Raw genomic sequence first — 22,944 nt, 5'->3', positions numbered from 1 at the left:
CGTGACCACCACCCCGAACACCGCCGCCCCCACCCGCCTGAGCGCCGCCCTCGCCGCCGCCCGGGCCGAGGGCCGCGCCGCCCTCGTCGGCTACCTCCCCGCCGGCTTCCCCACCGTCGAGGGCGGCATCCGCGCCGCCCGCGCCCTGGTCGAGGGCGGCTGCGACGCCGTCGAGATCGGCCTGCCGCACTCCGACCCGGTCCTCGACGGCCCCACCATCCAGACCGCCGACGACATCGCCCTGCGCGGCGGCGTCCGCATCGCCGACGTGCTGCGCACCGTCCGCGAGGTCGCCGCGGCCGTGGACGCCCCCGTCCTGGTCATGACGTACTGGAACCCGGTGGACCACTACGGCGCCGCCCGGTTCGCCGCCGACCTGGCCGCCGCCGGGGGAGCGGGCTGCATCCTGCCCGACCTGCCGGTCGAGGAGTCGGGGGAGTGGCGGGCCGCCGCCGCCGAGCACGGCCTGGACACCGTCTTCGTCGTCGCCCCCAGCAGCCGCGACGACCGGCTCGCGCAGATCACCGCCGCCGGCAGCGGCTTCGTCTACGCCGCCGCCGTCATGGGCGTCACCGGCACCCGCAACCAGGTCGGCCACCTCGCCGAGGACCTGGTCAAGCGGACCAAGGCCGCCACCGACCTGCCGGTCTGCGTCGGCCTCGGCGTCTCCACCGCCGAGCAGGCCGCGCAGGTCGCGGCCTTCGCCGACGGCGTCATCGTCGGCTCCGCCTTCGTGCAGCGCCTGCTCGACGCGGGGGAGGACGAGGAGGCCGGCCTCGCCGCCGTCCGCGCCCTCGCCGCCGACCTGGCCGCCGGAGTCCGCCGCCGCTGAGCCCGCACGCACGCCGCACGCCGCACGGCCCGCCGCCCCACGGGGCGGCGGGCCGTGCGCGTGTCCCGGGGTGCCCCGGGGTGTCCCGGGATTTCCGGCGCCCCCGGCGGTCGGGGCCGTCCGGGCCCGCCTCCCGGTCCCCCGTACGGGTGGACCGGGAGGCGGCCGCGCAACCACGGTGCGTGACCGTTCGTTGACCCTGCGGCAGGTTCGGCGGCGCCCTCCCTCCCCGGGCGCCGCCGCCCCGATCCCCGCGGGGGCCTGCCGGCGAGACGTCAGCGAGAGGATCGTCCGTGCCCCGGTACCAGCCCAGACTCCTGCGAGCCGTCGTGGCGGTCACCGCCCTGGTCGCCGCCGTCGGAGGCGAGGCCGCCGTCGGCCGGGCCCTGGCCCACCGCGGCGCCGAGGCGACGGGCCGCTCGGAGGCGCTGCTGCGGGCGCGCGCCGTCTCCGAGGTCCGCGCCAGCCGCGCCGAGGACGCCCTGCGCGCCGCCCTCACCGGCCGGCCGCCCGGCGCCCCGCTCACCGCCCCGGCGCTCCCGGGCACCCCGCTCACCGCCCCCGGGCTCACCGCCCCCGGCCTGGCGGGCGCCGTGCCCGGTGCCGCGGCCGAGGGTAGCCCCGCCGTCCGGCCCGGCCTGCCGGACGTGCCCGCCGCGGCCGTCCTGCGGGCGCTGCCCGCCCGCCTGGACCGCGACGGGGCCGCGATCGACGTCGGCCGCGCCGGCGCCCCGGTCACCGTCACCCTGTACGAGGACTACCGCTGCCCCGACTGCCGCCGCTTCGAGGAGGCTCAGGGCGCGGTGCTGGCCCGGCTCGCCGCCGCCGGCACCGTCCTCGTCCGCCGTGTCGTGGAGTCCTCCCTCGACGTGCGGCTCCCCGGCGACGGCGCCCACCGGGCGGCCAACGCCGCCCGCGCCGCCCTGGCGGCCGGCGGCTTCCCGCTCTACAACGCCCTGCTCTACGCGGAGCAGCCCCCCGAGCAGGAGGACGGCTACACCGTCGGCCGCCTCCTCGCCCTCGCCTCCCGGGTGCCGGGCCTGCGCGGGCCCGCCTTCGACCGGGCCGTGCGCACCCGGCGGTACGCCCCCTGGGCGGCCGCGGCGCAGCGGGCGTACGAGCGCCACGGCCGCCGCGCCGGCTACGGCACGCCCGGCATGGTCGTGAACGGGCGGCCGGTCGACCTGGCGGCCCGGCCGGACCTGGCCGGCGATCCCGGCGCGCTGCGGGCCTTCCTGCTGGCGCAGGCGCGCCGCTGACCCCGCGCGCCGCCGGCCCGCGGCGCACTCCGCAGCGCACCCCCCGGGCCGGTGCGCCACGGCCCCGCACATCGGGACCTGCGGCCCTGGGGGGAGCCGGTGCCCACGTGGCAGGTTCCACGACGGGCACCCTCCCGCCAGGCCGCCCGACCGCCCGACCGCTCCACCGCCCCACCGTCCCACCGCTCCACCGCCGCAGCGGACGCCGCAGCCGCAGCAGCCGCACCCGACCGCACCACGCCCGCGACGACCCGGGCCGCGCTCTCTCCGAGGGGGACCACCGATGACCGCACCGCAGGACGCCATGCTCGCCCGGGGCCCCGCCGCCACGCGCCCGGCACCGGCGGGGGGCCGGCTGCGGCGCGCCCTCGACGGACCCGGTGCCGCGTGGGCGTCCACCGCCGCGCGCCTCGCCCTGGCCGCCGTGTGGACCTGGGCGGGCCTGGCCAAGGTCGCCGATCCGGCCGAGGCCGCCCAGGCCGTCCGCGCCTACCGCCTGCTCCCGGAGGCCCTGGTCAAGCCCGTCGGCTACGGCCTGCCCTTCCTGGAGCTGGCCCTGGCCCTGCTGCTCCTCGCCGGCCTCGGCGTCCGGGCCGCGGCCGTCCTCTCCGCCGCGCTGCTGCTGGTCTTCATCGCCGGCATCGGCTCGGTCTGGGCCCGCGGCCTGACCATCGACTGCGGCTGCTTCGGCGGCGGCGGCCAGGTCGCCGCCTCGCAGACCCGGTACCTCCAGGAGATCCTCCGCGACACCGGCCTGCTCCTGGTGGCCGCCTGGCTCGTGTGGAGGCCGCGCAGCCGCCTCTCCGCGGACGCGTGGCTGAACTCCTGACCCCGGCCGGCCCCGCCCTCCCCCCTCCCCGGCCCCTCCCACCCCACCCCCTTCGCGACCGGCAAGGCAGCCCATGCAGATGAGTGAGAAGAACCGAGACGGCAAGCGCAGCGCCCGCGAGAGGCTCGCAGCCGAACGCCAGGCCCAGGAGGACCGCGCCCGGCGGAAGCGGAAGCTGGTGGTGCTGGGCTCGGTGGTCGCCGTGGTCGCGGTCGCCGTCGGCGTGGGCGTCGCCGTCCAGTCCCGGCGCAGCCAGCCCGAGACCCCGGTGGCCGCCCCCTCCGGCGCCGTCGGCGACCGGAAGCTTGTCATCCCCGACGGCGCCGCCAACGCCCCCGCGACCCTCACCGTGTACGAGGACCCCCGCTGCCCGGCCTGCCAGCTCTTCGAGAAGGCCTTCCGGCCCACCGTGGACAGGCTCAAGGACGAGGGGAAGATCGTGGCGAACTACCACATCGTCTCCTTCATCGACCGCCACGACAGCGGCACCGGCTCCAAGAACGGCGCGAACGCCCTCGCCTGCGCCCAGGACGCCGGGAGGTTCCGGGCGTACCACAACGTCCTGTACGCCAACCAGCCGCCGGAGACCGAGGACCCCTGGAGCAACCGCGGCGCCCTGATCTCCCTGGCCGGCAAGGTGCCCGGCCTCGACACGCCCGCCTTCCGGGCCTGCGTGAACGGGAACACCTACGGCGGCTGGGTCTCGGCCGTCCAGCAGGACTTCGACAAGTCCGGCTTCACCTCCACCCCCACCGTGCTGCTCAACGGCGAGTCGGTCTTCCCCCGCAAGGGCGGCCAGGACATCACCCCGGCCAACCTGACGGCCTGGGTGGACGCCGCCAACAAGGGCAAGCGGCTCGGCACCCCGGCCTCCCCGGCGGCGTCCCCCGCCGCCGGCCCCTCGGCGAGCCCCGCCGCGAAGGCGCACGGCAGGACGGCCCGCCGGCACCACCGGCCCGCCGCGTCCCCGGCCGCAGTGTCCCCGGCCCCCGCCGCGGCCCCGCTCGCGCCCGGAGCCGCCGCGTCCACGGCCCCCGCGTCCACCCGCTGACCCGGCCCCCGCGCCGCCTCCCGCCCCGGCGGCGGCGCGGGTTCCACCCCGGCCGCCGCGGGTCGCGCCCCAACCGTTACGGACGCGCCGCGCCGGGCAGGGTAGCGTCTTCCTTGCCATGGACCTTGCATTCATCCCGAGCCCGTCGCGGGGCGTGATCCACCTCGGACCCCTCCCGCTGCGCGCGTACGCGTTCTGCATCATCATCGGTGTCTTCGTCGCCGTCTGGCTCGGCAGCAGGCGCTGGGTCGCCCGCGGCGGGGCCGCCCACACGGTGGGCGACGTGGCGGTCTGGGCGGTGCCCTTCGGCCTGGTCGGCGGCCGCCTGTACCACGTGGTCACCGACCACCAGCTCTACTTCGACCCCGGCAAGCACCCGGTCGACGCGCTGAAGATCTGGAACGGCGGCCTCGGCATCTGGGGCGCCATCGCCCTGGGCGCCGTCGGCGCCTGGATCGGCTGCCGCCGCGCCGGCGTCCCGCTGCCCGCCTGGGCGGACGCCCTCGCCCCGGGCATCGCGCTCGCGCAGGCCTGCGGCCGCTGGGGCAACTGGTTCAACCAGGAGCTCTTCGGCAGGCCCACCACCCTGCCGTGGGGCCTGCGGATCGACTACGACCACCGCCCCGACGCCACCAAGGCGCTCGCCACCTACCACCCGACGTTCCTCTACGAGTCGCTGTGGTGCGTCGGCGTCGCCCTGCTGGTCATCTGGGCCGACCGCCGCTTCCGCCTCGGCCACGGCCGCGCCTTCGCCCTGTACGTCGCCGCGTACACCGTCGGCCGCTTCTGGATCGAGTACCTGCGCGTCGACGAGGCCCACCACATCCTGGGCCTGCGGCTCAACGACTGGACGTCCATCGTCGTCTTCGTCGGCGCCGTCGTGTACATGGTGGTCTCCGCCCGGCTGCGCCCCGGCCGGGAGACCGTCGTGGACCCCGCGGCCGCCGGGAGCCCCGAGGCCGCCGAGGCCGCGGCCGACGAGCCCGGGTCACCCGCCGCCGCGCCCGCCCAGGACCCCGCGGACGGCCCCGCCCCCCGCCGGGGCCCCGCCGACGCCGCGCTGGCCGAGGCCGCCCGCATCGACGAGGAGAAGGCCGGCGGGGAGGCCGCCGCCGCGGACCGCGACCGCGCCCCGGGGGCCGGCAAGCGCACCTGACGCCGCCCGCACGCCCCGTCCGAGGCTGACCGCACCCGCCGTGACCAGCGGGTACGGTCAGCCTCTCCTTGCTGGAAAGAAAATCCGCCGCGCATTACGTTCGACTCCGGCAGAGCCCCGCGAGGGGTGGCACAGCCCCGCGAGGGGGCGGCGGGGACCCGGACGGGGGCCCGGCGACGGGACGGAGACACACGTGGCATCGACGATCGGCGGACCGGCTGCGGAGACGGTGGCGGCTGAGGCCCACCACCACAGCCACCGCGACGTCAACGGCGGCTGGCTGCGCCCCGCCGTCTTCGGCGCGATGGACGGCCTGGTCTCCAACGTCGCTCTGATGACCGGCGTCGTCGGCGGTGACGCCTCCCGCACCACCGTGATCCTGGCGGGCCTGGCCGGCCTCGCGGCCGGCGCCTTCTCCATGGCCGCCGGCGAGTACACCTCGGTGGCCTCGCAGCGGGAGCTGGTCGAGGCGGAGCTGGAGGTGGAGCGGCGGGAGCTGCGCCGCAACCCGCACGACGAGCTGGCCGAGCTGGCGCAGCTGTACGTGTCGCGGGGCGTGGAGCCGCGGCTCGCCGCGGAGGTGGCCCGCCAGCTGTCCGCCGACCCCGACCAGGCGCTGGAGATCCACGCCCGCGAGGAGCTGGGCGTCGACCCGCACGACCTGCCGTCGCCGCTGCTGGCGGCCGTCTCCTCCTTCGGCGCGTTCGCGGTGGGCGCGCTGCTGCCCGTGCTGCCGTACCTGCTGGGCGCGACCTCCCTGCTGCCCGCCCTGGCCGTGGCGATGCTCGGGCTCTTCCTGTGCGGCGCCGTCGTCTCCCGGGTGACCGCGCGGACCTGGTGGTACAGCGGGCTGCGCCAGCTGCTGCTGGGCGGCTCGGCGGCCGGCCTCACCTACCTGCTGGGACGGCTGATCGGCAGCGGCATCGGCTGACCCCGCGCCCGGCCCGGCCCCTCAGCCCGGCCCGGCCCCTCCCGCTCCCTCCGCCCGCCGCATGATTATGCGGCGGGCGGAGTGACGTTCCACACACGACGCTTTCGGTGCCGCCTCCCCTACCATCGGAGGACCAGGCGGGCGGCCCCTCGCGGGGCCCGGCGCAGCGTCGCGCGGCCCGCCTGCAACGCAGGTGTTTCGCTGCGGTTTCACCCTGTATCGCAAGGGGCACACTTCCGGGGACGTGCGGGTGACCCTTCGTCGTCACCGGATGCCCCTACCGGCGGGTAATAGCGCCTGACCAGGGCGTGCGTCCACATCCTGGACGCGGTATTCCACTTCCCGGTACGCCCGGCATCATGTAACCTGCACGAAATCGCAGAGGGCCAACGTCGTCTCTCTGGCGCAAGCGAACAGCCAAAAGACGACGACGGGAGAGCCGATGCTGTCTGCGTCCATGCGCTCCGGGCCCTATGCGGCCGTGAAGGACGCGCGCCCCGCTGCCCAGGGCCTGTACGACCCGCGCAACGAGCACGACGCCTGCGGCGTGGGCTTCGTGGCGACGCTGACCGGCACCGCGGACCACCGCATCGTCGAGCAGGCGCTCACCGTGCTCCGCAACCTCGAGCACCGCGGCGCCACCGGATCCGAGCCCGACTCGGGCGACGGCGCCGGCATCCTCACCCAGGTGCCCGACGCGTTCCTCCGCGCCAACACCGCCTTCGAACTGCCCCCCGCGGGCGCCTACGCCGTCGGCATCGCCTTCCTCCCCGACGAGGACGCCGCCGACGCCGCCGCCGTGGAGAGGATCGAGGCCATCGCCGCCGAGGAGGGCCTCACCGTCCTCGGCTGGCGCGACGTGCCCGTCACCCCCGACCTGCTCGGCGCCACCGCCCGCTCGGTCATGCCCCGCTTCCGGCAGCTCTTCCTCGCGGACGCGAGCAGCGGTACGAGCCTCGCGGACGCGAGCAGCGGTACGAGCCCCGCGGACGCGGGCAGCGCCTCGGGCGCCGCCGACACCGGGGGCCGCCGCACCGGCATCGCCCTCGACCGGGTCGCCTTCGTCGTCCGCAAGCGCGCCGAGCGCGAGGCCGGCGTCTACTTCCCCTCGCTCTCCGCCCGCACCCTGGTCTACAAGGGCATGCTCACCACCGGGCAGCTGGAGCCGTTCTTCCCGGACCTCTCCGACCGCTCCTACGCCTCCGCCCTCGGCCTGGTCCACTCCCGGTTCTCCACCAACACCTTCCCGAGCTGGCCGCTCGCCCACCCGTACCGCTTCGTCGCCCACAACGGCGAGATCAACACGGTCAAGGGCAACCGCAACTGGATGCGCGCCCGCGAGTCCCAGCTCGCCACGGACCTCATCCCGGGGGACCTCGACCGGATCTTCCCGGTCTGCACCCCCGACCACTCCGACTCCGCCTCCTTCGACGAGGTCCTGGAGCTCCTCCACCTCGGCGGCCGCTCCCTGCCGCACGCGGTGCTGATGATGATCCCGGAGGCGTGGGAGAACCACGCCACGATGGACCCGGCCCGCCGGGCCTTCTACCAGTACCACTCCAACCTCATGGAGCCCTGGGACGGCCCGGCCTGCGTCACCTTCACCGACGGCACGCAGATCGGCGCCGTCCTCGACCGCAACGGCCTGCGCCCGGCCCGCTACTGGGTCACCGAGGACGGCCTCGTCGTCCTCTCCTCCGAGGTCGGCGTCCTGGACATCCCCCAGGAGAACGTCGTCCGCAAGGGCCGCCTCCAGCCCGGCCGGATGTTCCTGCTCGACACCGCCGAGCACCGCATCGTCGAGGACGACGAGATCAAGTCCGCCCTCGCCGCCGAGCACCCCTACGCCGAGTGGCTCGCCGCCGGGCAGATCCAGCTCGGCCGCCTCCCCGAGCGCGAGCACATCGTCCACACCCACGCCTCGGTCACCCGCCGCCAGCAGACCTTCGGCTACACCGAGGAGGAGCTGCGCGTCCTGCTGGCCCCCATGGCCCGCACCGGCGCCGAGCCCATCGGCTCCATGGGCACCGACACGCCCATCGCCGCCCTGTCCGAGAAGCCGCGGCTGCTCTTCGACTACTTCACCCAGCTCTTCGCCCAGGTCACCAACCCGCCGCTGGACGCCATCCGCGAGGAGCTCGTCACCTCCCTCGCCTCCAACCTCGGCCCCGAGGGCAACCTCCTCAAGGCCGAGCCGGCGTCCTGCCGCACCGTCGCCGTGCCCTTCCCGGTGATCGACAACGACGAGCTCGCCAAGCTCGTCCACATCAACGCCGACGGCGACCAGCCCGGCCTCAAGGCCGTCACCCTCTCCGGCCTCTACCGCGTCTCCGGCGGCGGGGCGGCCCTCGCCGACCGCCTGGAGCGGATCGCCGCCGAGGCCGACGCCGCCATCGCCGACGGCGCCCGCATCATCGTGCTCTCCGACCGGCACTCCGACGCCGAGCACGCCCCCATCCCCTCCCTGCTCCTCACCTCCGCCGTCCACCACCACCTCATCCGCACCAAGCAGCGCACCCAGGTGTCCCTGCTGGTCGAGGCCGGCGACGTCCGCGAGGTCCACCACGTCGCGCTCCTCATCGGCTACGGCGCGGCGGCGGTCAACCCCTACCTCGCCATGGAGTCCGTCGAGGACCAGGTCCGCTCCGGCGTCTTCATCGAGGGCGTCGAGCCCGAGCGCGCCATCCGCAACCTCATCAAGGCCCTCGGCAAGGGCGTCCTCAAGGTCATGTCCAAGATGGGCATCTCCACCGTCGCCTCCTACCGCGGCGCCCAGGTCTTCGAGGCCATCGGCCTCTCCCAGGAGCTGGTCGACGCCTACTTCGCCGGCACCACGACCAAGCTCGGCGGCATCGGCCTGGAGGAGGTCGCCCGCGAGGTCGCCGCCCGCCACGCCAAGGCCTACCCCGCCTCCGGCCTCTCCTCCGCGCACCGCGCCCTGGAGATCGGCGGCGAGTACCAGTGGCGCCGCGAGGGCGAGCCCCACCTCTTCGACCCCGAGACCGTCTTCCGGCTCCAGCACGCCACCCGCGCCCGCCGCTACGACATCTTCAAGCAGTACACCGGGCGCGTGAACGAGCAGTCCGAGCGGCTCATGACCCTGCGCGGCCTGTTCAGGCTCAAGGACGGCGAGCGCCCGCCGGTCCCGATCGACGAGGTCGAGCCCGTCTCCGAGATCGTCAAGCGGTTCTCCACCGGCGCCATGTCCTACGGCTCCATCTCCGCCGAGGCCCACGAGACCCTCGCGATCGCCATGAACCGCCTCGGCGGCAAGTCCAACACCGGCGAGGGCGGCGAGGACCCCGAGCGCCTCCACGACCCCGCGCGCCGCTCCGCGATCAAGCAGGTCGCCTCCGGCCGTTTCGGCGTCACCAGCGAGTACCTCGTCAACGCCGACGACATCCAGATCAAGATGGCCCAGGGCGCCAAGCCCGGCGAGGGCGGCCAGCTCCCCGGCCACAAGGTCTACCCCTGGGTCGCGAGGACCCGGCACTCCACCCCCGGCGTCGGCCTCATCTCCCCGCCGCCCCACCACGACATCTACTCCATCGAGGACCTCGCCCAGCTCATCCACGACCTCAAGAACGCCAACCCGGCCGCGCGCATCCACGTGAAGCTCGTCTCCGAGGTCGGCGTCGGCACGGTCGCGGCGGGCGTCTCCAAGGCCCACGCCGACGTCGTCCTCGTCTCCGGACACGACGGCGGCACCGGCGCCTCCCCCCTCACCAGCCTCAAGCACGCCGGCGGCCCCTGGGAGCTCGGCCTCGCCGAGACCCAGCAGACCCTGCTCCTCAACGGCCTGCGCGACCGCATCGTCGTCCAGACCGACGGCCAGCTCAAGACCGGCCGCGACGTCGTGATCGCCGCCCTCCTCGGCGCCGAGGAGTTCGGCTTCGCCACCGCGCCGCTCGTCGTCTCCGGCTGCATCATGATGCGCGTCTGCCACCTCGACACCTGCCCCGTCGGCGTCGCCACCCAGAACCCCGTCCTGCGCGAGCGGTTCACCGGCAGGCCCGAGTTCGTCGAGACCTTCTTCGAGTACATCGCCGAGGAGGTCCGCGAGCTCCTCGCCGAGCTCGGCTTCCGCACCGTCGAGGAGGCCGTCGGCCGCGCCGAGCTCATCGACGCCACCCGCGCGGTCGACCACTGGAAGGCCGCCGGACTCGACATCGCCCCCCTGCTGCACGTCCCCGCCCTCCCCGAGGGCGCGGCCCTGCACCGCACCACCGAGCAGGACCACGGACTCGACAAGGCCCTCGACAACCAGCTCATCACGCTGTGCGCCGAGGCGCTGGAGCACGGCGAGGCCGTCCGGGTCCAGCTCCCCATCCGCAACGTCAACCGCACGGTCGGCACCATGCTCGGCCACGAGGTGACCAAGCGGTACCGCGGCGAGGGCCTGCCCGAGGGCACCATCGACGTCACCTTCACCGGCTCCGCCGGCCAGTCCTTCGGCGCCTTCGTCCCCCGCGGCGTCACCCTGCGCCTGGAGGGCGACGCCAACGACTACGTCGGCAAGGGCCTCTCCGGCGGCGTCCTCGTCGTCCGCCCCTCCCGCGACGCCGCCGCCATCGGCGCCGACGCCCAGAACCACGTCATCGCCGGCAACACCATCGGCTACGGGGCCACCGCCGGCCGCATCCACCTGCGCGGCAAGGCCGGCGAGCGCTTCGCCGTCCGCAACTCCGGCGCCACCCTCGTCGTCGAGGGCGTCGGCGACCACGGCTGCGAGTACATGACCGGCGGACGCGTCGTCGTCCTCGGCGAGACCGGGCGCAACTTCGCGGCCGGCATGTCCGGCGGCGTCGCCTACGTCCTGGACCTGCGGCCCTCCCACGTCAACGGCGGCATGGTCGGCATCGAGGCCCCCGACGAGGCCGACCGCGCCTGGCTGCGCGAGACCGTCCAGCAGCACTACGAGGAGACCGGCTCCACCGTCGCCGCCGCCCTCCTCGCCGACTGGGGCGCCGGCGTCTCCCGGTTCTCCAAGATCATGCCCAGGGACTACAAGGCAGTGCTCGCCGCCAAGGAAGCCGCCGAGCGCGACGGACTCTCCGAGTCCGAGACCACTGCGAAGATGATGGAGGCGGCTCATGGCTGACCCGAAGGGATTCCTCACCACCCCGCAGCAGCACGCCGAGCGCAGGCCGGTCGACGTCCGCATCCGGGACTGGAACGAGGTCTACGTCGAGCGCAGCCTGCTCCCCATCATCACCAAGCAGGCCGGCCGCTGCATGGACTGCGGCATCCCGTTCTGCCACAACGGCTGCCCGCTGGGGAACCTCATCCCCGAGTGGAACGACCTCGCCTGGCGCGACGACTGGGCCGGCGCCATCGAGCGCCTCCACGCCACCAACAACTTCCCCGAGTTCACCGGCCGGCTCTGCCCCGCACCCTGCGAGTCCGCCTGCGTCCTCGGCATCAACCAGAACCCGGTGACCATCAAGAACGTCGAGGTCACCATCATCGACAAGGCCTGGGAGAACGGCGACGTCACGCCGCAGATCCCCGACCGCCTCTCCGGCAAGACCGTCGCCGTCGTCGGCTCCGGCCCGGCCGGCCTCGCCGCCGCCCAGCAGCTCACCCGCGCCGGCCACACCGTCGTCGTCTACGAGCGCGCCGACCGCGTCGGCGGCCTGCTGCGCTACGGCATCCCCGAGTTCAAGATGGAGAAGCGGCACGTCAACCGGCGCGTCGAGCAGATGCGCGCCGAGGGCACCCGCTTCCGCACCGGCGTCCACGTCGGAGAGGACATCACCGGCCAGCAGCTCCGCGAGCGCTTCGACGCCGTCGTCGTCGCCGCCGGCGCCACCACCGCCCGCGACCTGCCCGTCCCCGGCCGCGAGCTGAACGGCATCCACCAGGCCATGGAGTACCTGCCGCTCGCCAACAAGGTGCAGGAGGGCGACTTCGTCGAGCCCCCCATCACCGCCGCCGGCAAGCACGTCGTCGTCATCGGCGGCGGCGACACGGGCGCCGACTGCGTCGGCACCGCCCACCGCCAGGGCGCCGCCTCCGTCACCCAGCTGGAGATCATGCCCCGGCCCGCCGACCAGCGGCCCGAGCACCAGCCCTGGCCCACCATGCCCATGACCTACAAGGTCACCTCCGCCCACGAGGAGGGCGGCGAGCGCGTCTACGCCGTCAACACCACCCGCTTCACCGGGGACGAGCACGGGAACGTCCAGGAACTCCACCTCGTCGAGGTCGAGTTCAGGGACGGACGCTTCCAGCCCGTCGAGGGCACCGAGCGCAGCATCCCCGCCCAGCTCGTCACCCTCGCCATGGGCTTCACCGGCACCGACCAGGCCAACGGCCTCGTCGAGCAGCTCGGCGTCGACCTCGACGCCCGCGGCAACATCGCCCGCGACCAGAGGTTCGCCACCAACCAGGACGGCGTCTTCGTCTGCGGCGACGCCGGCCGCGGCCAGTCCCTCATCGTCTGGGCCATCGCCGAAGGACGCTCCGCGGCAGCCGCCGTCGACGCCTACCTCGGCGGCACCGCCTCCCTGCCCGCCCCCATCCGGCCCACCGACCGGCCCCTCACCGTCTGACGGGCCCCGCACGGCCCCGGCCCGCCATGGGGGAGCGGGCCGGGGACACCGACGCCGCGGCGCCTGCCCCACCCCGACCGCACCGGAGCAGGCGCCGCGGCACCACCACGTCCGGCCCCTACCGGGGCCGCGCCTCCAGCGGCGCCGCCGTCACCGCGTCCAGCACCGTCCGCGACCCCAGCGGCCGCTCCAGCGCCACCGTCACCGGATCCACCAGCAGCTCCATCGTGCACGCCCCCGCGGCGGCGCGGCTCCACCCGCCGACCACCACCACCCGGTCGGTCTCGTACACCCGCACCCCCCAGCCCGTGGCGCACCCGCCGTGCCCGGTCCCCACCGTCAGCCGCCGGTCGCCCGGCGCCGCCGGGGCCACGTACTCCACCGCCTCCCTGCCAGGCCCGGAGTCCTCCGCCTCCGGCAGCGCACCCCGGGCCGGGCCGTTCCCCGCCGTCGCCACCCGCACCACCGGCCGGTCGTACCCCCGCACCGTGAACAGCCACGCCGGGACCGTCGCCCGGCCCCTGCTGGTCGCCAGCCGGGCCGTCCCCGGCCGCACGGCCGTCACCACCAGGCGGTGCCCCGAGCAGCGCGCCGGGCAGGCCGGCCGCAACCGCGCCAGCCCCGTGTAGGCGTCCTGTGCCGACAGCACCCACACCGACGCCCGGGAGCCGTCCGCCCACACCACCACCCCCTCCGGGCCGCCCGACCGCGGCAGCGCCGCCCGCAGCTCGAACCGGCCCCCGTCGAACGCCCGGCGGTCCGCCGCGTCGCGGAACCCGCCCTCCGGCGGCACCGACAACGCCCCCAGCGGGTGGTACCCCGAGCGCCACGCGCGCTCCGCCGCCGAACCCGGCCACGCACGTGCCACCGCCGCCGCCCGGTCCCGGAAGAGTGCCTGCTCCCGCCGGGCGGACCATGCCTCCGACGGCCCCCGCGCCGCCACCCCCCACGCGATCCCCCCGCCCAGCACCAGCAGGGCCGCCACCACCGCCGCCACGCGCCTCGCCGACATGCCCGATCCCCCCTCGAACGGCATCCCCGCGTAACCCCGACGGCCCCGCGGACGCCCCTGGGACGCGACCGCCCCCGGCCCGATTCCGCAGAACCGGGCCGGGGGCGGCAGGGCGCACCCGGGCGGGACGCACGCCCGCAGGACGCGTCCGGGGGAGGGGCGTCAGAACACCGGCACGCCCTCGCGCACCAGGCGCCAGTCCACCGAGGCGAAGTCCGCCGGGTCGATGACGCCCTTCGCCTTCACCCACGAGATCATCGTGTTGCGGATCTCCTCCGAGTTCGTCCACAGCACCGGCGCCGTCGCCACGTGCGGGAAGTTGCCGCCGCCGTTCGCCCGGTAGTTGTTCACCGCCAGGACGAACTCCGCCGCGGGGTCGACCGGCTTCCCCTCGAAGGACAGGTTCACGATCCGCTGGCCCACCGGCTTCGAGATGTCCACGTCGTACGACACCCCGTACACCGAGTCGAAGTTGTAGTCCGGCGTGTTCCCCGCGTTCGTCAGCGTCGCCTTGTCCACCGGCGCGCCCACCGGCACCTGCGCGAAGTACCGCATCGAGAACTCGAGGTAGTCCTTGATCTGGGCACCCGTCAGCTTCCGTGCCTCCAGGGTGTTCTCGAAGATGTAGAGCCCCGCCGCGTCCCGCAGCTTCACCTCGCCCGCCGGGATCGTCGCCGTGCGGTTGAACGGCGCCGCCTGCGCCAGCACCGGCAGCGACGCGTACGCCGTGCCCGCCAGGGCCGCCTTCACCGCGTCCGCCTGCACCCGCCCGATCAGGTCGATGATCGGCGTGTCCGTGAACGGCGCCTCCGCGATCGACAGCGTCTCCTTGCAGGTGCCGATGACCTGGTTGACGTACGCCACGACCTTCTTGTGCTCCGCCGCCAGCAGCGACACCACCGCCGGGTCCTCCGGCACCGTGTTCGAGTTGACGACCGTGGAGCGCACCCCGGTCACCTCCCACGACCCGTGCACGAACTCCGCGTCGAAGTCGAACCGCGTCAGCCGCTCGCCCCACTTCAGGGGCTCCGAGATGACGACGTTCCGGCCCGTCTCCTTGTTCACCACGATCCGCTGCGGGATCTCCACGTGCGCGTGGCCGATCAGCATCGCGTCGATGCCCGGCACCTGCTCCGCGACCGCCACACCCGCGTTCTCCGGCCACGGCACCTGGTCGCCGTAGCTCGACGGCTGGTCCGCGCCCGTGTGCGCCGACACGATCACCACGTCGGCACCCGCCGCCCGCAGCTTCGGCACCCACACCTTCGCCAGCTCCACGATGCCGCCGAACGTCATCTTCCCCTGGACGTTCGCCTTGTCCCACACCGCGATGCCCGGGTTCGTCAGGCCGAGGACGCCGACCTTGATGTTCGGGCCCCGGTGCGACGACACCGTCCGGATCACGTACGGCGGGAACGCCGGCTTCTCGGTCCTCGCGTCCAGCGCGTTCGCCCCCAGCAGCGGGAAGTCGCACTGCTTCTCGAACGCCCGCAGCACCGGGATGCCGTAGTTGAACTCGTGGTTGCCCAGCGCCGCCGCGTCGTAGCCGATGTGGTTCATCGCCAGCGCCATCGGGTGCACCGGCGCCAGCCGGCCGCCCTCCGTGATCGGCTCCACGCGCGCGTAGTAGTAGCTGAGCTGCGTGCCCTGGATCGTGTCGCCCGCGTCGATCAGCAGCGTCCGGTGACGCCCCTTCTCCTCACGGATCCCGTTCACCAGCGTCGAGATCTTCGCCAGGCCGACGTCGTTGTGCGCCTTGTCGTCGTACTCCGCGTCCGTGAAGTAGTCCCAGTTCAACACGTTGCCGTGCAGGTCCGTCGTCCCCATCACGGTGAACGACTCGGTGATCCGGCTCCCCGGCTTCCTCGCCGGCTCGGCCGCACCGGCCGGCTGCGCCGCGGCCGCCGACACACCGCCGGCCAGCGCGGCACCGGCCGCGGCCGCAGTGGAACGGGCCACGAAATCACGACGGTTGAGGGGCATGCATACTCTCCAGAACGGGGCGGGATCGGCCGGAAAGGGTCAGGAACGGCCGAAACGGGACAGGGGAGGGCCGCCGCCCGGCCGATACGCCCGGGCGACGCGCGTAGAAGTCTGCACCCCCATCAGCCCCCCGCGATAGACCCTTCAGGTTTCGATCGGATGAGCGCCAGGCAAAGACACCCCGCCGCCCCCGTATCCGCAGAGTTCAGCCACGCGTCCGCTGACCGACATGTGGCGGACCGCCGACGCTTCGGCCCTACGCGCCGGTAATCCCTAGGCTCGGACCATGCGCCGAGCAAAAATCGTCTGCACCCTCGGGCCCGCCGCCGACGGCTACGACCAGATCAAGGCCCTGGTCGACGCCGGCATGGACGTCGCCCGCCTCAACCTCAGCCACGGAACCCACGCCGAGCACGAAGAACGCTACCGCCGCGTCCGCAAGGCCTCCGACGAGACCGGCCGCAGCGTCGGCATCCTCGCCGACCTCCAGGGACCCAAGATCCGCCTCGGCACCTTCGCCGAGGGCCCCGTCCTCCTGGAACGCGGCGACGACTTCACCATCACCACCGAGGACGGCGTCGAGGGCGACCGCACCATGTGCGGCACCACCTACCGCGGCCTCGCCGCCGACGTCACCCGCGGCGAACGCATCCTCGTCGACGACGGCCGCGTCACCCTCGAGGTCACCGAGGTCGACGGACCCCGCGTCCACTGCATCGTCATCGAGGGCGGCATGGTCTCCGACCACAAGGGGCTCAACCTCCCCGGCGTCGCCGTCAGCGTCCCCGCGCTCTCCGACAAGGACGTCGCAGACCTGCGCTGGGCCCTCCGCACCGGCGCCGACATGGTCGCCCTCTCCTTCGTCCGCACCGGCCGCGACGCCGACGACGTCCGCCGCGTCATGGACGAGGAGGGCCGCCGCGTCCCCGTCATCGCCAAGATCGAGAAGCCTCAGGCCGTCGACAACCTCGACTCCGTCATCGAGGCCTTCGACGGCTTCATGGTCGCCCGCGGCGACCTCGGCGTCGAGATGCCCCTCGAACAGGTCCCCCTCGTCCAGAAGCGCGTCATCGCCCTCGCCCGCCGCAACGCCAAGCCGGTCATCGTCGCCACCCAGATGCTCGACTCGATGATCAACGCCTCCCGCCCCACCCGCGCCGAGGCCAGCGACGTCGCCAACGCCGTCCTCGACGGCACGGACGCCGTCATGCTCTCCGGCGAGACCAGCGTCGGGAAGTACCCCGTCGAGACCGTCAGGACCATGGCCCGCATCATCACCGCCGTCGAGGACGACGTCCTCGCCCAGGGCCTTCCCCCGCTCGCCGCCTCCGGCAAGCCCCGCACCCAGGGCGGCGCCGTCGCCCGCGCGGCCGCCGAGATCGGCGACTTCCTCGACGCCGAGTTCCTGGTCGCCTTCACCCAGAGCGGCGACACCGCCCGCCGCCTCGCCCGCTACCGCTCGCCCATCCCCGTCCTCGCCTTCACCTATGAACCCGCCGTCCGCAGCCGCCTCGCGCTCACCTGGGGCGTCGAGACCTTCCTCGGCCCCCTCGCCGCCAACACCGACGAGATGGTCGAGCAGGTCGACGCCCAGCTCCTGAGGATCGGCCGCTGCCAGAAGGGCGACACCGTCGTCATCACCGCCGGCTCCCCGCCCGGCCTCGCCGGACGCACCAACCTCGTCCGCGTCCACCACGTCGGCGAGGACGACGCCCCCCGGCAGCACTGACACCCCGCACCACCACGGGCACCGCCCGTACCGCTCGCACCACCTGAACCACCGCACCACCCGAACCACCTGAACCACCGCACCAGCCCCGGCACCGGCCCCACCGGCCCGTGCCCCTCCGCGGCGCACACCCCGACGCCGCAGCCCTGCAGGGCCCGGACGCCCCACCACCCCCGGCGGCGCCCGGGCCTCAGTACTTCGCCCCCACGAACCGGTCCATCAGCGCCACCGACCCCCGCCGCGCCACCGACACGTTCACCGCCGCGCCGACCCGCCGCGCGACCCGCCACTCCACGCCCACGGCGTCCAGCGTGTCGGTGAAGAGCCGCACGATGTCGGCGGAGGTGTTGGTGAAGAAGTACCGCGGGTACTCGTACCGCTTCCTCTCGCCCGCCACCGTCCGCGTGGCCCAGTTGGTGATCCGGCACCCGTCGGAGTGGATCAGCCCCCGGATGAGGGGCCACGGGTGGCGCCGCACGATCTCCCGCTGCCAGGACGCCAGGGCGATCTCGCGCTCGTGCTTCCTGCCGGGGCCGTGCTGGGGGAGCATGCACACCCAGTGCCGGGTGTGCGACTCGACGTCGGTGCATCCTCTCCGCCTGCGCCGACGGGTGGCGTACCGGGGGAGGACCGCTTTCACCGCTGCCTCCGCGGCCTCGATCAGGCCCGGCCAGGCGTCGCAGCAGGAGATCGCCAGGTGGTGCTGCCTCTTCCTGGACACGATGTGCCCGTCGCCCAGATACAGGCCGAGGACATAGGCGTAGGCGTCCTCCGGGAAAGGCACTCCGTCGCACCTGGGGCAGAAGCTCTCGCGAGGAGGCGCGGGGACGCCCCGCACCACCCTGTCCCGGTGCACCCAGTACCCCACCGTGCCGCGCGGAATTCCGTAGCGCGCGGAGACCTCCCGGTACGGTTCTCCCGCCCGGCAGTCCCGGAGGACCTGATTGCGGATTTCGATCGGCCATGTCATGGCGTCCACGATGCGAGATCCCCGCGAGGCGGCTCAAGGCGTTCGGGGAACGTGCATTCGATCGGGTGGAGTGCGTCAGATCAGATCCGCCGGTATGGCTCTTCCGGGTGATTGACGCGCGTCCGAGGGTGCCGGGTGCGGGATTCGAACCCGCAAGCCCTCTCGGGCAGATGTGTTTGAGACATCCGTGTATGCCGTTCCACCAACCCGGCCGGGGGTGTCGCTGAGCAGCCTACCGTGTGTGTGTCGGAGGACGTGTGTGGATACCCTCGTGCATGCAGCACCCGGCCTGAACGAGGAGCCCCGTGAGCACCGCCGACGAGCAGAACGAGCCCGTGTCGTCCCAGATCACCCGCATCGTCATCGCCGAGGACGAGGCGCTGATCCGCATGGACCTCAAGGAGATGCTGGAGGAGGAGGGCTACACCGTCGTCGGTGAGGCCGGGGACGGCGAGGAGGCGGTGAAGCTCGCCGAGGAGCTCCGCCCCGACCTGGTGATCCTCGACGTCAAGATGCCGGTCCTGGACGGCCTGTCCGCCGCCGAGCGGATCCACGAGGCCCACATCGCGCCGACGCTCATGCTGACGGCGTTCTCGCAGCGCGAGCTGGTGGACCGGGCGCGGGACGCGGGTGCGATGGCGTACATCGTGAAGCCGTTCAGCAAGAGCGACCTGGTGCCGGCGATCGAGATGGCGGTGTCGCGGTACACCGAGATCCGGGCGCTGGAGGACGAGATCGCGGACCTGAACCAGCGGCTGGAGACGCGGAAGCTGGTGGACCGGGCGAAGAGCGTGCTGCAGACGAAGTTCGGCCTGTCGGAGCCGGCGGCGTTCCGCTGGATCCAGAAGACGTCGATGGACCGCCGGATGACGATGCGGGCCGTGGCGGAGGCCGTGATCGAGGAGGGCGAGGCGCAGGACCGGAAGAAGTCCGAGGACGAGCAGTAGCCCCTTCCGGCGTCCTCGCGGGGTCCGTGCACGGAGGGGCCCGGCCGCTGGTGCGGCCGGGCCCCTCCGTGCGTGCGGGGTGCGGGTCAGTCCTCGCCGAGGTAGGCCTTGCGGACGGACTCGTCGTGGAGGAGGTCGCGTCCGGTGCCGGAGAGGACGACGCGGCCGGTCTCCATGACGTGGCCCTGGTCGGCGAGGGAGAGCGCGGCCTGGGCGTTCTGCTCGACGAGCAGGATGGTGGTGCCGGTGGCGCGCAGCTCGGTGATGGTGGACATGATCTTCTGCATCATGATGGGGGAGAGGCCCATGGAGGGCTCGTCCAGCATGAGCAGTTTGGGCTGGGACATGAGGGCCCGGCCCATGGCGAGCATCTGCTGCTCGCCGCCGGAGAGGGTGCCTGCGGCCTGCCTGCGGCGTTCGCCGAGGATGGGGAAGAGGTCGTAGGCCTTCCGGACGTCCTTCTGGATGCCGGCGGCGTCGCGGCGGAGGAAGGCGCCGAGGAGGAGGTTCTCCTCGATGGTCATCCGGGGGAAGATGTGCCGGCCCTCGGGGGAGTGGGCGAGGCCGAGGGAGACGATCCGGTGGGCGGGGACGCCGTTGAGGGGCTTGCCCTCGAAGCGGATCTGCCCGCCGACGGGCTTGAGGAGTCCGGAGAGGGTGCGCAGGGTGGTGGTCTTGCCGGCGCCGTTGGTGCCGATGAGGGTGACGACCTCGCCGGCGTCGACCTTGAAGCTGATGCCCTTGACGGCTTCGATCTTGCCGTAGGCGACGCGGAGGTCCTCGACTTCGAGCAGGGCGGTCACTTGGGGTCCTCCTGGGAGGCGGGGGTGGTGCGGGGGGCGCTGTCCTCGGTGGTGCCGTCGCTCGCGGCCCCGGTTGCGGGCTCGGCGGCGGCCCCGGCGGCGTGCTCCTCGGCGGCGGCGACCTCGGCGGCCTCGTCGGCGCCGGGGGCGCCCTCGAAGGGGGTGCCGAGGTAGGCGGCGATGACCCGTTCGTCGCTCTGGACGGTGGCGGAGTCGCCCTCGACCAGCTTCTGGCCCTGGACGAGGACGGCGGTGCGGTCGCAGAGGTTGAAGATGAACCGCATGTCGTGCTCGATGACGAGGACGGCGACGCCCTGGTCGCGGATGGCGAAGATGAGCTCCTCGGTGACCCTCGTCTCCTGGGGGTTCATGCCGGCGGTGGGCTCGTCGAGCAGGAGGAGGCCGGGGTCGCTGGCGAGGGCGCGGGCGATCTCCAGCTTGCGCTGCTCGCCGTAGGGGAGGTTGCGGGCGAGGTGGTCGGCCTTGCCGTCGAGGCCGACGAAGGCGAGGAGCTCCATGGCCCTCTCGCGGGACTCGGCCTCGCTGCGGCGGAAGCCGGGGCCGCGCAGGAGGGCGGAGAGGAGGCCCTGCCGGGTGCGGCAGTGGCGGCCGACGATGACGTTCTCGAGGACTGTCATGTTGGGGAAGAGCCGGATGTTCTGGAACGTGCGGGCGATACCGGCCTGGGTGACCTTGAAGGGCTTGGCGGGCAGGACGGCGCCCTGGTAAGTGACGGTGCCCTCGGTGGGGACGTAGAGGCCGGTGAGGCAGTTGAAGAAGGTGGTCTTGCCGGCGCCGTTGGGCCCGATGAGCCCGATGATCTCGCCGGTGTTGACGGTGAGGTCGACGTTGTTGACGGCCGTGAGTCCGCCGAACCGCATGGTGACGCCGCTGGCCTGGAGGAGCGGGGTCCCGGGGGCGGGGGCGCCGGGGCCGGCGGGGGTGGTGAGGGTGTCGGTGGTCATGGTGGTGGTCACGCCCCTGCCTGGGTGAGGCCGACGACGTCCTTCTCGGGTGTGGCGGCGGTGGGTCCGCCAGTGTCGCCGGGAAGGGTGTCGTCGTGGTACTCGAGCTGCTGGCGACGGTTGGGGATGAGGCCTTCGGGGCGGAAGCGCATGAGGAGGACGAGGGCGACGCCGAAGCCGAGGAGCTGGTAGTTCTGCAGGAACTGGAACTTGGCGGGGATGAGGTAGAGGAGGCTTGCGCCGATAAGGGGTCCGCTGATGGTGCCCATGCCGCCGAGGACGACGGCGGCGAGCAGGAAGGCGGAGTTGGGGGGCACGGGGCCGGCGAACTGGTACTGCTCGGGGACGACGGTGAAGGTGACGTGGGCCTGCACGGTGCCGGCGAGGCCGGCTAGCCCGGCGCCGAGCGCGAAGGCGAGGAGCTTGAGGCGGAAGCCGTTGATGCCCATGGCGAGGGCGGCGGTCTCGTCCTCGCGGATGGCGATCCAGGCCCGGCCGATGCGGGAGTTGCTGGCGCGGCTGAAGACGGTGACCACGAAGACGGTAAAGAGCAACATCAGCAGGTAGTAGTTGGCGAACCGACCGAGGCTGAGGCCGCCGAGCTGGTGGGGCTGTCCGAAGTCGAACCCGAGGATCTTCAGGTCGGGGATGTCGTGGATGCCGTTGGGACCGCCGGTGAGCTGGGGGCCGGAGCTGCCGTCCATGTTGAGGACGGCGATGCGGAAGATCTCTCCGAAGCCAAGGGTGACGATGGCGAGGTAGTCGCCGCGCAGCCGGAGGGTGGGTGCGCCGATGAGCACGCCGAAGACCATGGCGGCGGCGGCGCCGGTGAGGACGGCTGCCCAGAAAGGGAAGTGGATGCTGCTGAAGCGGGAGGAGGGGGAGCCGGAGACCAGGGCTGCGGCATAGGCGCCGACGCCGAGGAAGGCGACGTAGCCGAGGTCCAGCAGGCCAGCGAGGCCGACGACGACGTTGAGGCCGAGGGCGACGGTGGCGAAGACGAGGATGTTGACGCCGATGGTGGCGTACTGGTCGTCGCTCTGGGTGAAGGGGAAGGCCGCGGCTGCCGCGAAGGCCGCTGCGACGGCGATGGGCCGCTGGTGAGCGGTGATCGCGGAGAGCCGGGCGAGGACGCCTGCCTGGGCGAGCGCGATGACCCCGAAGACGGCGGTCAGGAGGAAGCCAGCGAAGAGTTCGGCGTAGGAGGTGTCGATGCCGTAGGTGAAGATGCCGAGTGCCGCGGCGTAGGCGGCGATGACGACGAGGATCTCACCCCAAGCGGGGAGGTGCGCGGGCGCCTTGAGGGGGCGCTTGGTGAAGGAGAGCCGCGGGCTGACGGCGAGGTATGCCCTGGCGGCGAGGAAGGCGGCCAGCCGGCCCGGGTAGGTCAGCCTGGAGGGCAGGGCCGCCGCATGACCGCTTCCGCCGTCCCGTGACGGCGGCACCACCTTGACGCGCAGGCTTTCCCTGGTGCGCCGGTCGAGCGGGAGGCCGAGAGCGGCGAGGAGGGTGAGCAGGGAGGCCGCGCCGGCGGCGTAGCCGCCGGGTTCGAGGTTGACGATGCCGCCGAGCTCGGCGCTGATCGCGACGAGGGTGTACCAGGTGGTGGCGAAGGTGCCAGCGGCGAGGAGAGCGACGGCGTTGTCGGAGCCGGTGGGTAGCAGCCAGCGCAGCCCGGGGAGGTGGTAGGAGGCGGCGGTCATCAGCAGGGTGAGCAGGGAGGCGGTCAGGGTGAGGACCTGGAGGCCGCCGGGGTAGCCGCTGATGGTGAGGTTGCCGGGGAACTCGGGGGTCCAGGTCCAGGCGAGGAGCGTGGAGGCCGCGGTGGCGAGGGCTCCGACGGCGGTTGCCGCGCGGGCGGCGCCTGCGGGGAGCGGGACGACGGGGGTGCGCTCGGTGGCGCCGGGGTGGGTGGTGGTCATC

16 protein-coding genes and 1 tRNA gene are annotated in these 22,944 nt (G+C 73.6%); 10 read left to right on the top strand and 7 right to left on the bottom strand.

All coding sequences use genetic code 11. The annotated features are described in order from the left end of the window. Nucleotide 1: 1 nt before the first annotated feature. From trpA to LO771_RS03885, 8 genes are all read left to right on the top strand, one after another. Nucleotides 2–832 carry a tryptophan synthase subunit alpha gene (trpA, locus tag LO771_RS03920; protein ID WP_230648162.1) on the top strand — a complete coding sequence of 277 codons (831 nt, stop codon included), beginning with the start codon at nt 2–4 and terminating at the stop codon, nt 830–832. Between the two features lie 293 nt (nt 833–1,125). Then, nucleotides 1,126–2,091 (top strand): thioredoxin domain-containing protein, encoded by a 966-nt coding sequence (locus tag LO771_RS31240; protein WP_230648161.1) that lies wholly within the window; start codon nt 1,126–1,128, stop codon nt 2,089–2,091. A 283-nt stretch (nt 2,092–2,374) separates the two neighbouring features. After that, entirely contained in the window at nt 2,375–2,920 is a 546-nt protein-coding gene (locus LO771_RS03910; protein ID WP_230648160.1) for a MauE/DoxX family redox-associated membrane protein, read from the top strand. Between the two features lie 79 nt (nt 2,921–2,999). Continuing rightward, nucleotides 3,000–3,971, top strand: coding sequence for a thioredoxin domain-containing protein (locus LO771_RS03905; RefSeq protein WP_230648159.1), 972 nt, complete (start codon nt 3,000–3,002; stop codon nt 3,969–3,971). Between the two features lie 118 nt (nt 3,972–4,089). Continuing rightward, nucleotides 4,090–5,127 carry a prolipoprotein diacylglyceryl transferase gene (gene lgt / locus LO771_RS03900; RefSeq protein ID WP_230648158.1) on the top strand — a complete coding sequence of 346 codons (1,038 nt, stop codon included), beginning with the start codon at nt 4,090–4,092 and terminating at the stop codon, nt 5,125–5,127. A gap of 205 nt (nt 5,128–5,332) precedes the next feature. Beyond that, the gene (locus LO771_RS03895; RefSeq protein WP_230648348.1) at nt 5,333–6,058 is read left to right on the top strand and encodes a VIT1/CCC1 transporter family protein; all 726 of its coding nucleotides are present in this window, start codon (nt 5,333–5,335) and stop codon (nt 6,056–6,058) included. Between the two features lie 442 nt (nt 6,059–6,500). After that, nucleotides 6,501–11,159: a glutamate synthase large subunit gene (gltB, locus tag LO771_RS03890; protein WP_374228057.1), complete on the top strand. Its 4,659-nt coding sequence runs from the start codon at nt 6,501–6,503 to the stop codon at nt 11,157–11,159. Further along, nucleotides 11,152–12,612 carry a glutamate synthase subunit beta gene (locus LO771_RS03885; RefSeq protein WP_230648157.1) on the top strand — a complete coding sequence of 487 codons (1,461 nt, stop codon included), beginning with the start codon at nt 11,152–11,154 and terminating at the stop codon, nt 12,610–12,612. Before gltB ends, LO771_RS03885 begins: the two co-directional genes overlap by 8 nt. A 118-nt stretch (nt 12,613–12,730) precedes the next feature. Here the strand turns inward: LO771_RS03885 and LO771_RS03880 are convergent, their stop codons facing one another. After that, complete coding sequence (locus LO771_RS03880; RefSeq protein WP_230648156.1) at nt 12,731–13,624, bottom strand: hypothetical protein; 894 nt, start codon at nt 13,622–13,624, stop codon at nt 12,731–12,733. Nucleotides 13,625–13,786: 162 nt separating this feature from the next. Further along, nucleotides 13,787–15,607, bottom strand: a complete 1,821-nt coding sequence (locus LO771_RS03875) for a bifunctional UDP-sugar hydrolase/5'-nucleotidase (RefSeq protein WP_230648155.1) — start codon at nt 15,605–15,607, stop codon at nt 13,787–13,789. 286 nt (nt 15,608–15,893) lie between these two features. Here LO771_RS03875 and pyk point away from each other — a divergent pair, with 286 nt between their 5' ends. Next, entirely contained in the window at nt 15,894–17,336 is a 1,443-nt protein-coding gene (gene pyk, locus LO771_RS03870) for a pyruvate kinase (RefSeq protein ID WP_230648154.1), read from the top strand. A 190-nt stretch (nt 17,337–17,526) separates the two neighbouring features. Here pyk and LO771_RS03865 read toward each other — a convergent pair whose 3' ends face one another. Then, on the bottom strand, nt 17,527–18,120 hold the full coding sequence (locus LO771_RS03865; RefSeq protein ID WP_308188824.1) for a helix-turn-helix domain-containing protein: 594 nt from the start codon (nt 18,118–18,120) through the stop codon (nt 17,527–17,529). Between the two features lie 315 nt (nt 18,121–18,435). Continuing rightward, nucleotides 18,436–18,518, bottom strand: a tRNA-Leu gene (locus LO771_RS03860). Nucleotides 18,519–18,611: 93 nt separating this feature from the next. Between LO771_RS03860 and LO771_RS03855 the strand changes: the two genes are divergently transcribed. Continuing rightward, nucleotides 18,612–19,253: an ANTAR domain-containing response regulator gene (locus tag LO771_RS03855; protein ID WP_230648152.1), complete on the top strand. Its 642-nt coding sequence runs from the start codon at nt 18,612–18,614 to the stop codon at nt 19,251–19,253. Between the two features lie 86 nt (nt 19,254–19,339). On the opposite strand, the gene LO771_RS03850 is transcribed toward LO771_RS03855, so the two are convergent. Genes LO771_RS03850 through LO771_RS03840 form a run of 3 tightly spaced genes read right to left on the bottom strand, consistent with a single transcriptional unit; the run spans nt 19,340 to nt 22,943 of the window. Beyond that, nucleotides 19,340–20,056 (bottom strand): ABC transporter ATP-binding protein, encoded by a 717-nt coding sequence (locus tag LO771_RS03850; protein WP_230648151.1) that lies wholly within the window; start codon nt 20,054–20,056, stop codon nt 19,340–19,342. Beyond that, nucleotides 20,053–21,021 (bottom strand): ABC transporter ATP-binding protein, encoded by a 969-nt coding sequence (locus tag LO771_RS03845; protein ID WP_230648344.1) that lies wholly within the window; start codon nt 21,019–21,021, stop codon nt 20,053–20,055. The genes LO771_RS03850 and LO771_RS03845 overlap by 4 nt, the downstream gene beginning before the upstream one ends. Before the next feature lie 8 nt (nt 21,022–21,029). After that, on the bottom strand, nt 21,030–22,943 hold the full coding sequence (locus tag LO771_RS03840) for a branched-chain amino acid ABC transporter permease (protein ID WP_230648150.1): 1,914 nt from the start codon (nt 22,941–22,943) through the stop codon (nt 21,030–21,032). Between the last annotated feature and the right edge of the window lies 1 nt (nt 22,944).

Source organism: Streptacidiphilus sp. ASG 303 (genome assembly GCF_020991365.1).
Lineage (GTDB): Bacteria > Actinomycetota > Actinomycetes > Streptomycetales > Streptomycetaceae > Peterkaempfera.
Note: the sequence above shows the minus strand (reverse complement) of the source record. Positions and strands in the feature narration are given on the sequence as shown.

Excerpts from the sequence above, each read along its gene's own strand:
- LO771_RS03910 (WP_230648160.1), top strand. The coding sequence starts at position 2,375 with ATGACCGCACCGCAGGACGCCATGCTCGCCCGGGGCCCCGCCGCCACG.
- pyk (WP_230648154.1), top strand. The coding sequence starts at position 15,894 with ATGCGCCGAGCAAAAATCGTCTGCACCCTCGGGCCCGCCGCCGACGGC.
- lgt (WP_230648158.1), top strand. The coding sequence starts at position 4,090 with ATGGACCTTGCATTCATCCCGAGCCCGTCGCGGGGCGTGATCCACCTC.
- LO771_RS03885 (WP_230648157.1), top strand. The coding sequence starts at position 11,152 with ATGGCTGACCCGAAGGGATTCCTCACCACCCCGCAGCAGCACGCCGAG.
- LO771_RS03845 (WP_230648344.1), bottom strand. The coding sequence starts at position 21,021 with ATGACCACCGACACCCTCACCACCCCCGCCGGCCCCGGCGCCCCCGCC.
- LO771_RS03905 (WP_230648159.1), top strand. The coding sequence starts at position 3,000 with ATGAGTGAGAAGAACCGAGACGGCAAGCGCAGCGCCCGCGAGAGGCTC.
- LO771_RS03875 (WP_230648155.1), bottom strand. The coding sequence starts at position 15,607 with ATGCCCCTCAACCGTCGTGATTTCGTGGCCCGTTCCACTGCGGCCGCG.
- gltB (WP_374228057.1), top strand. The coding sequence starts at position 6,501 with ATGCTGTCTGCGTCCATGCGCTCCGGGCCCTATGCGGCCGTGAAGGAC.
- LO771_RS03880 (WP_230648156.1), bottom strand. The coding sequence starts at position 13,624 with ATGTCGGCGAGGCGCGTGGCGGCGGTGGTGGCGGCCCTGCTGGTGCTG.
- LO771_RS03840 (WP_230648150.1), bottom strand. The coding sequence starts at position 22,943 with ATGACCACCACCCACCCCGGCGCCACCGAGCGCACCCCCGTCGTCCCG.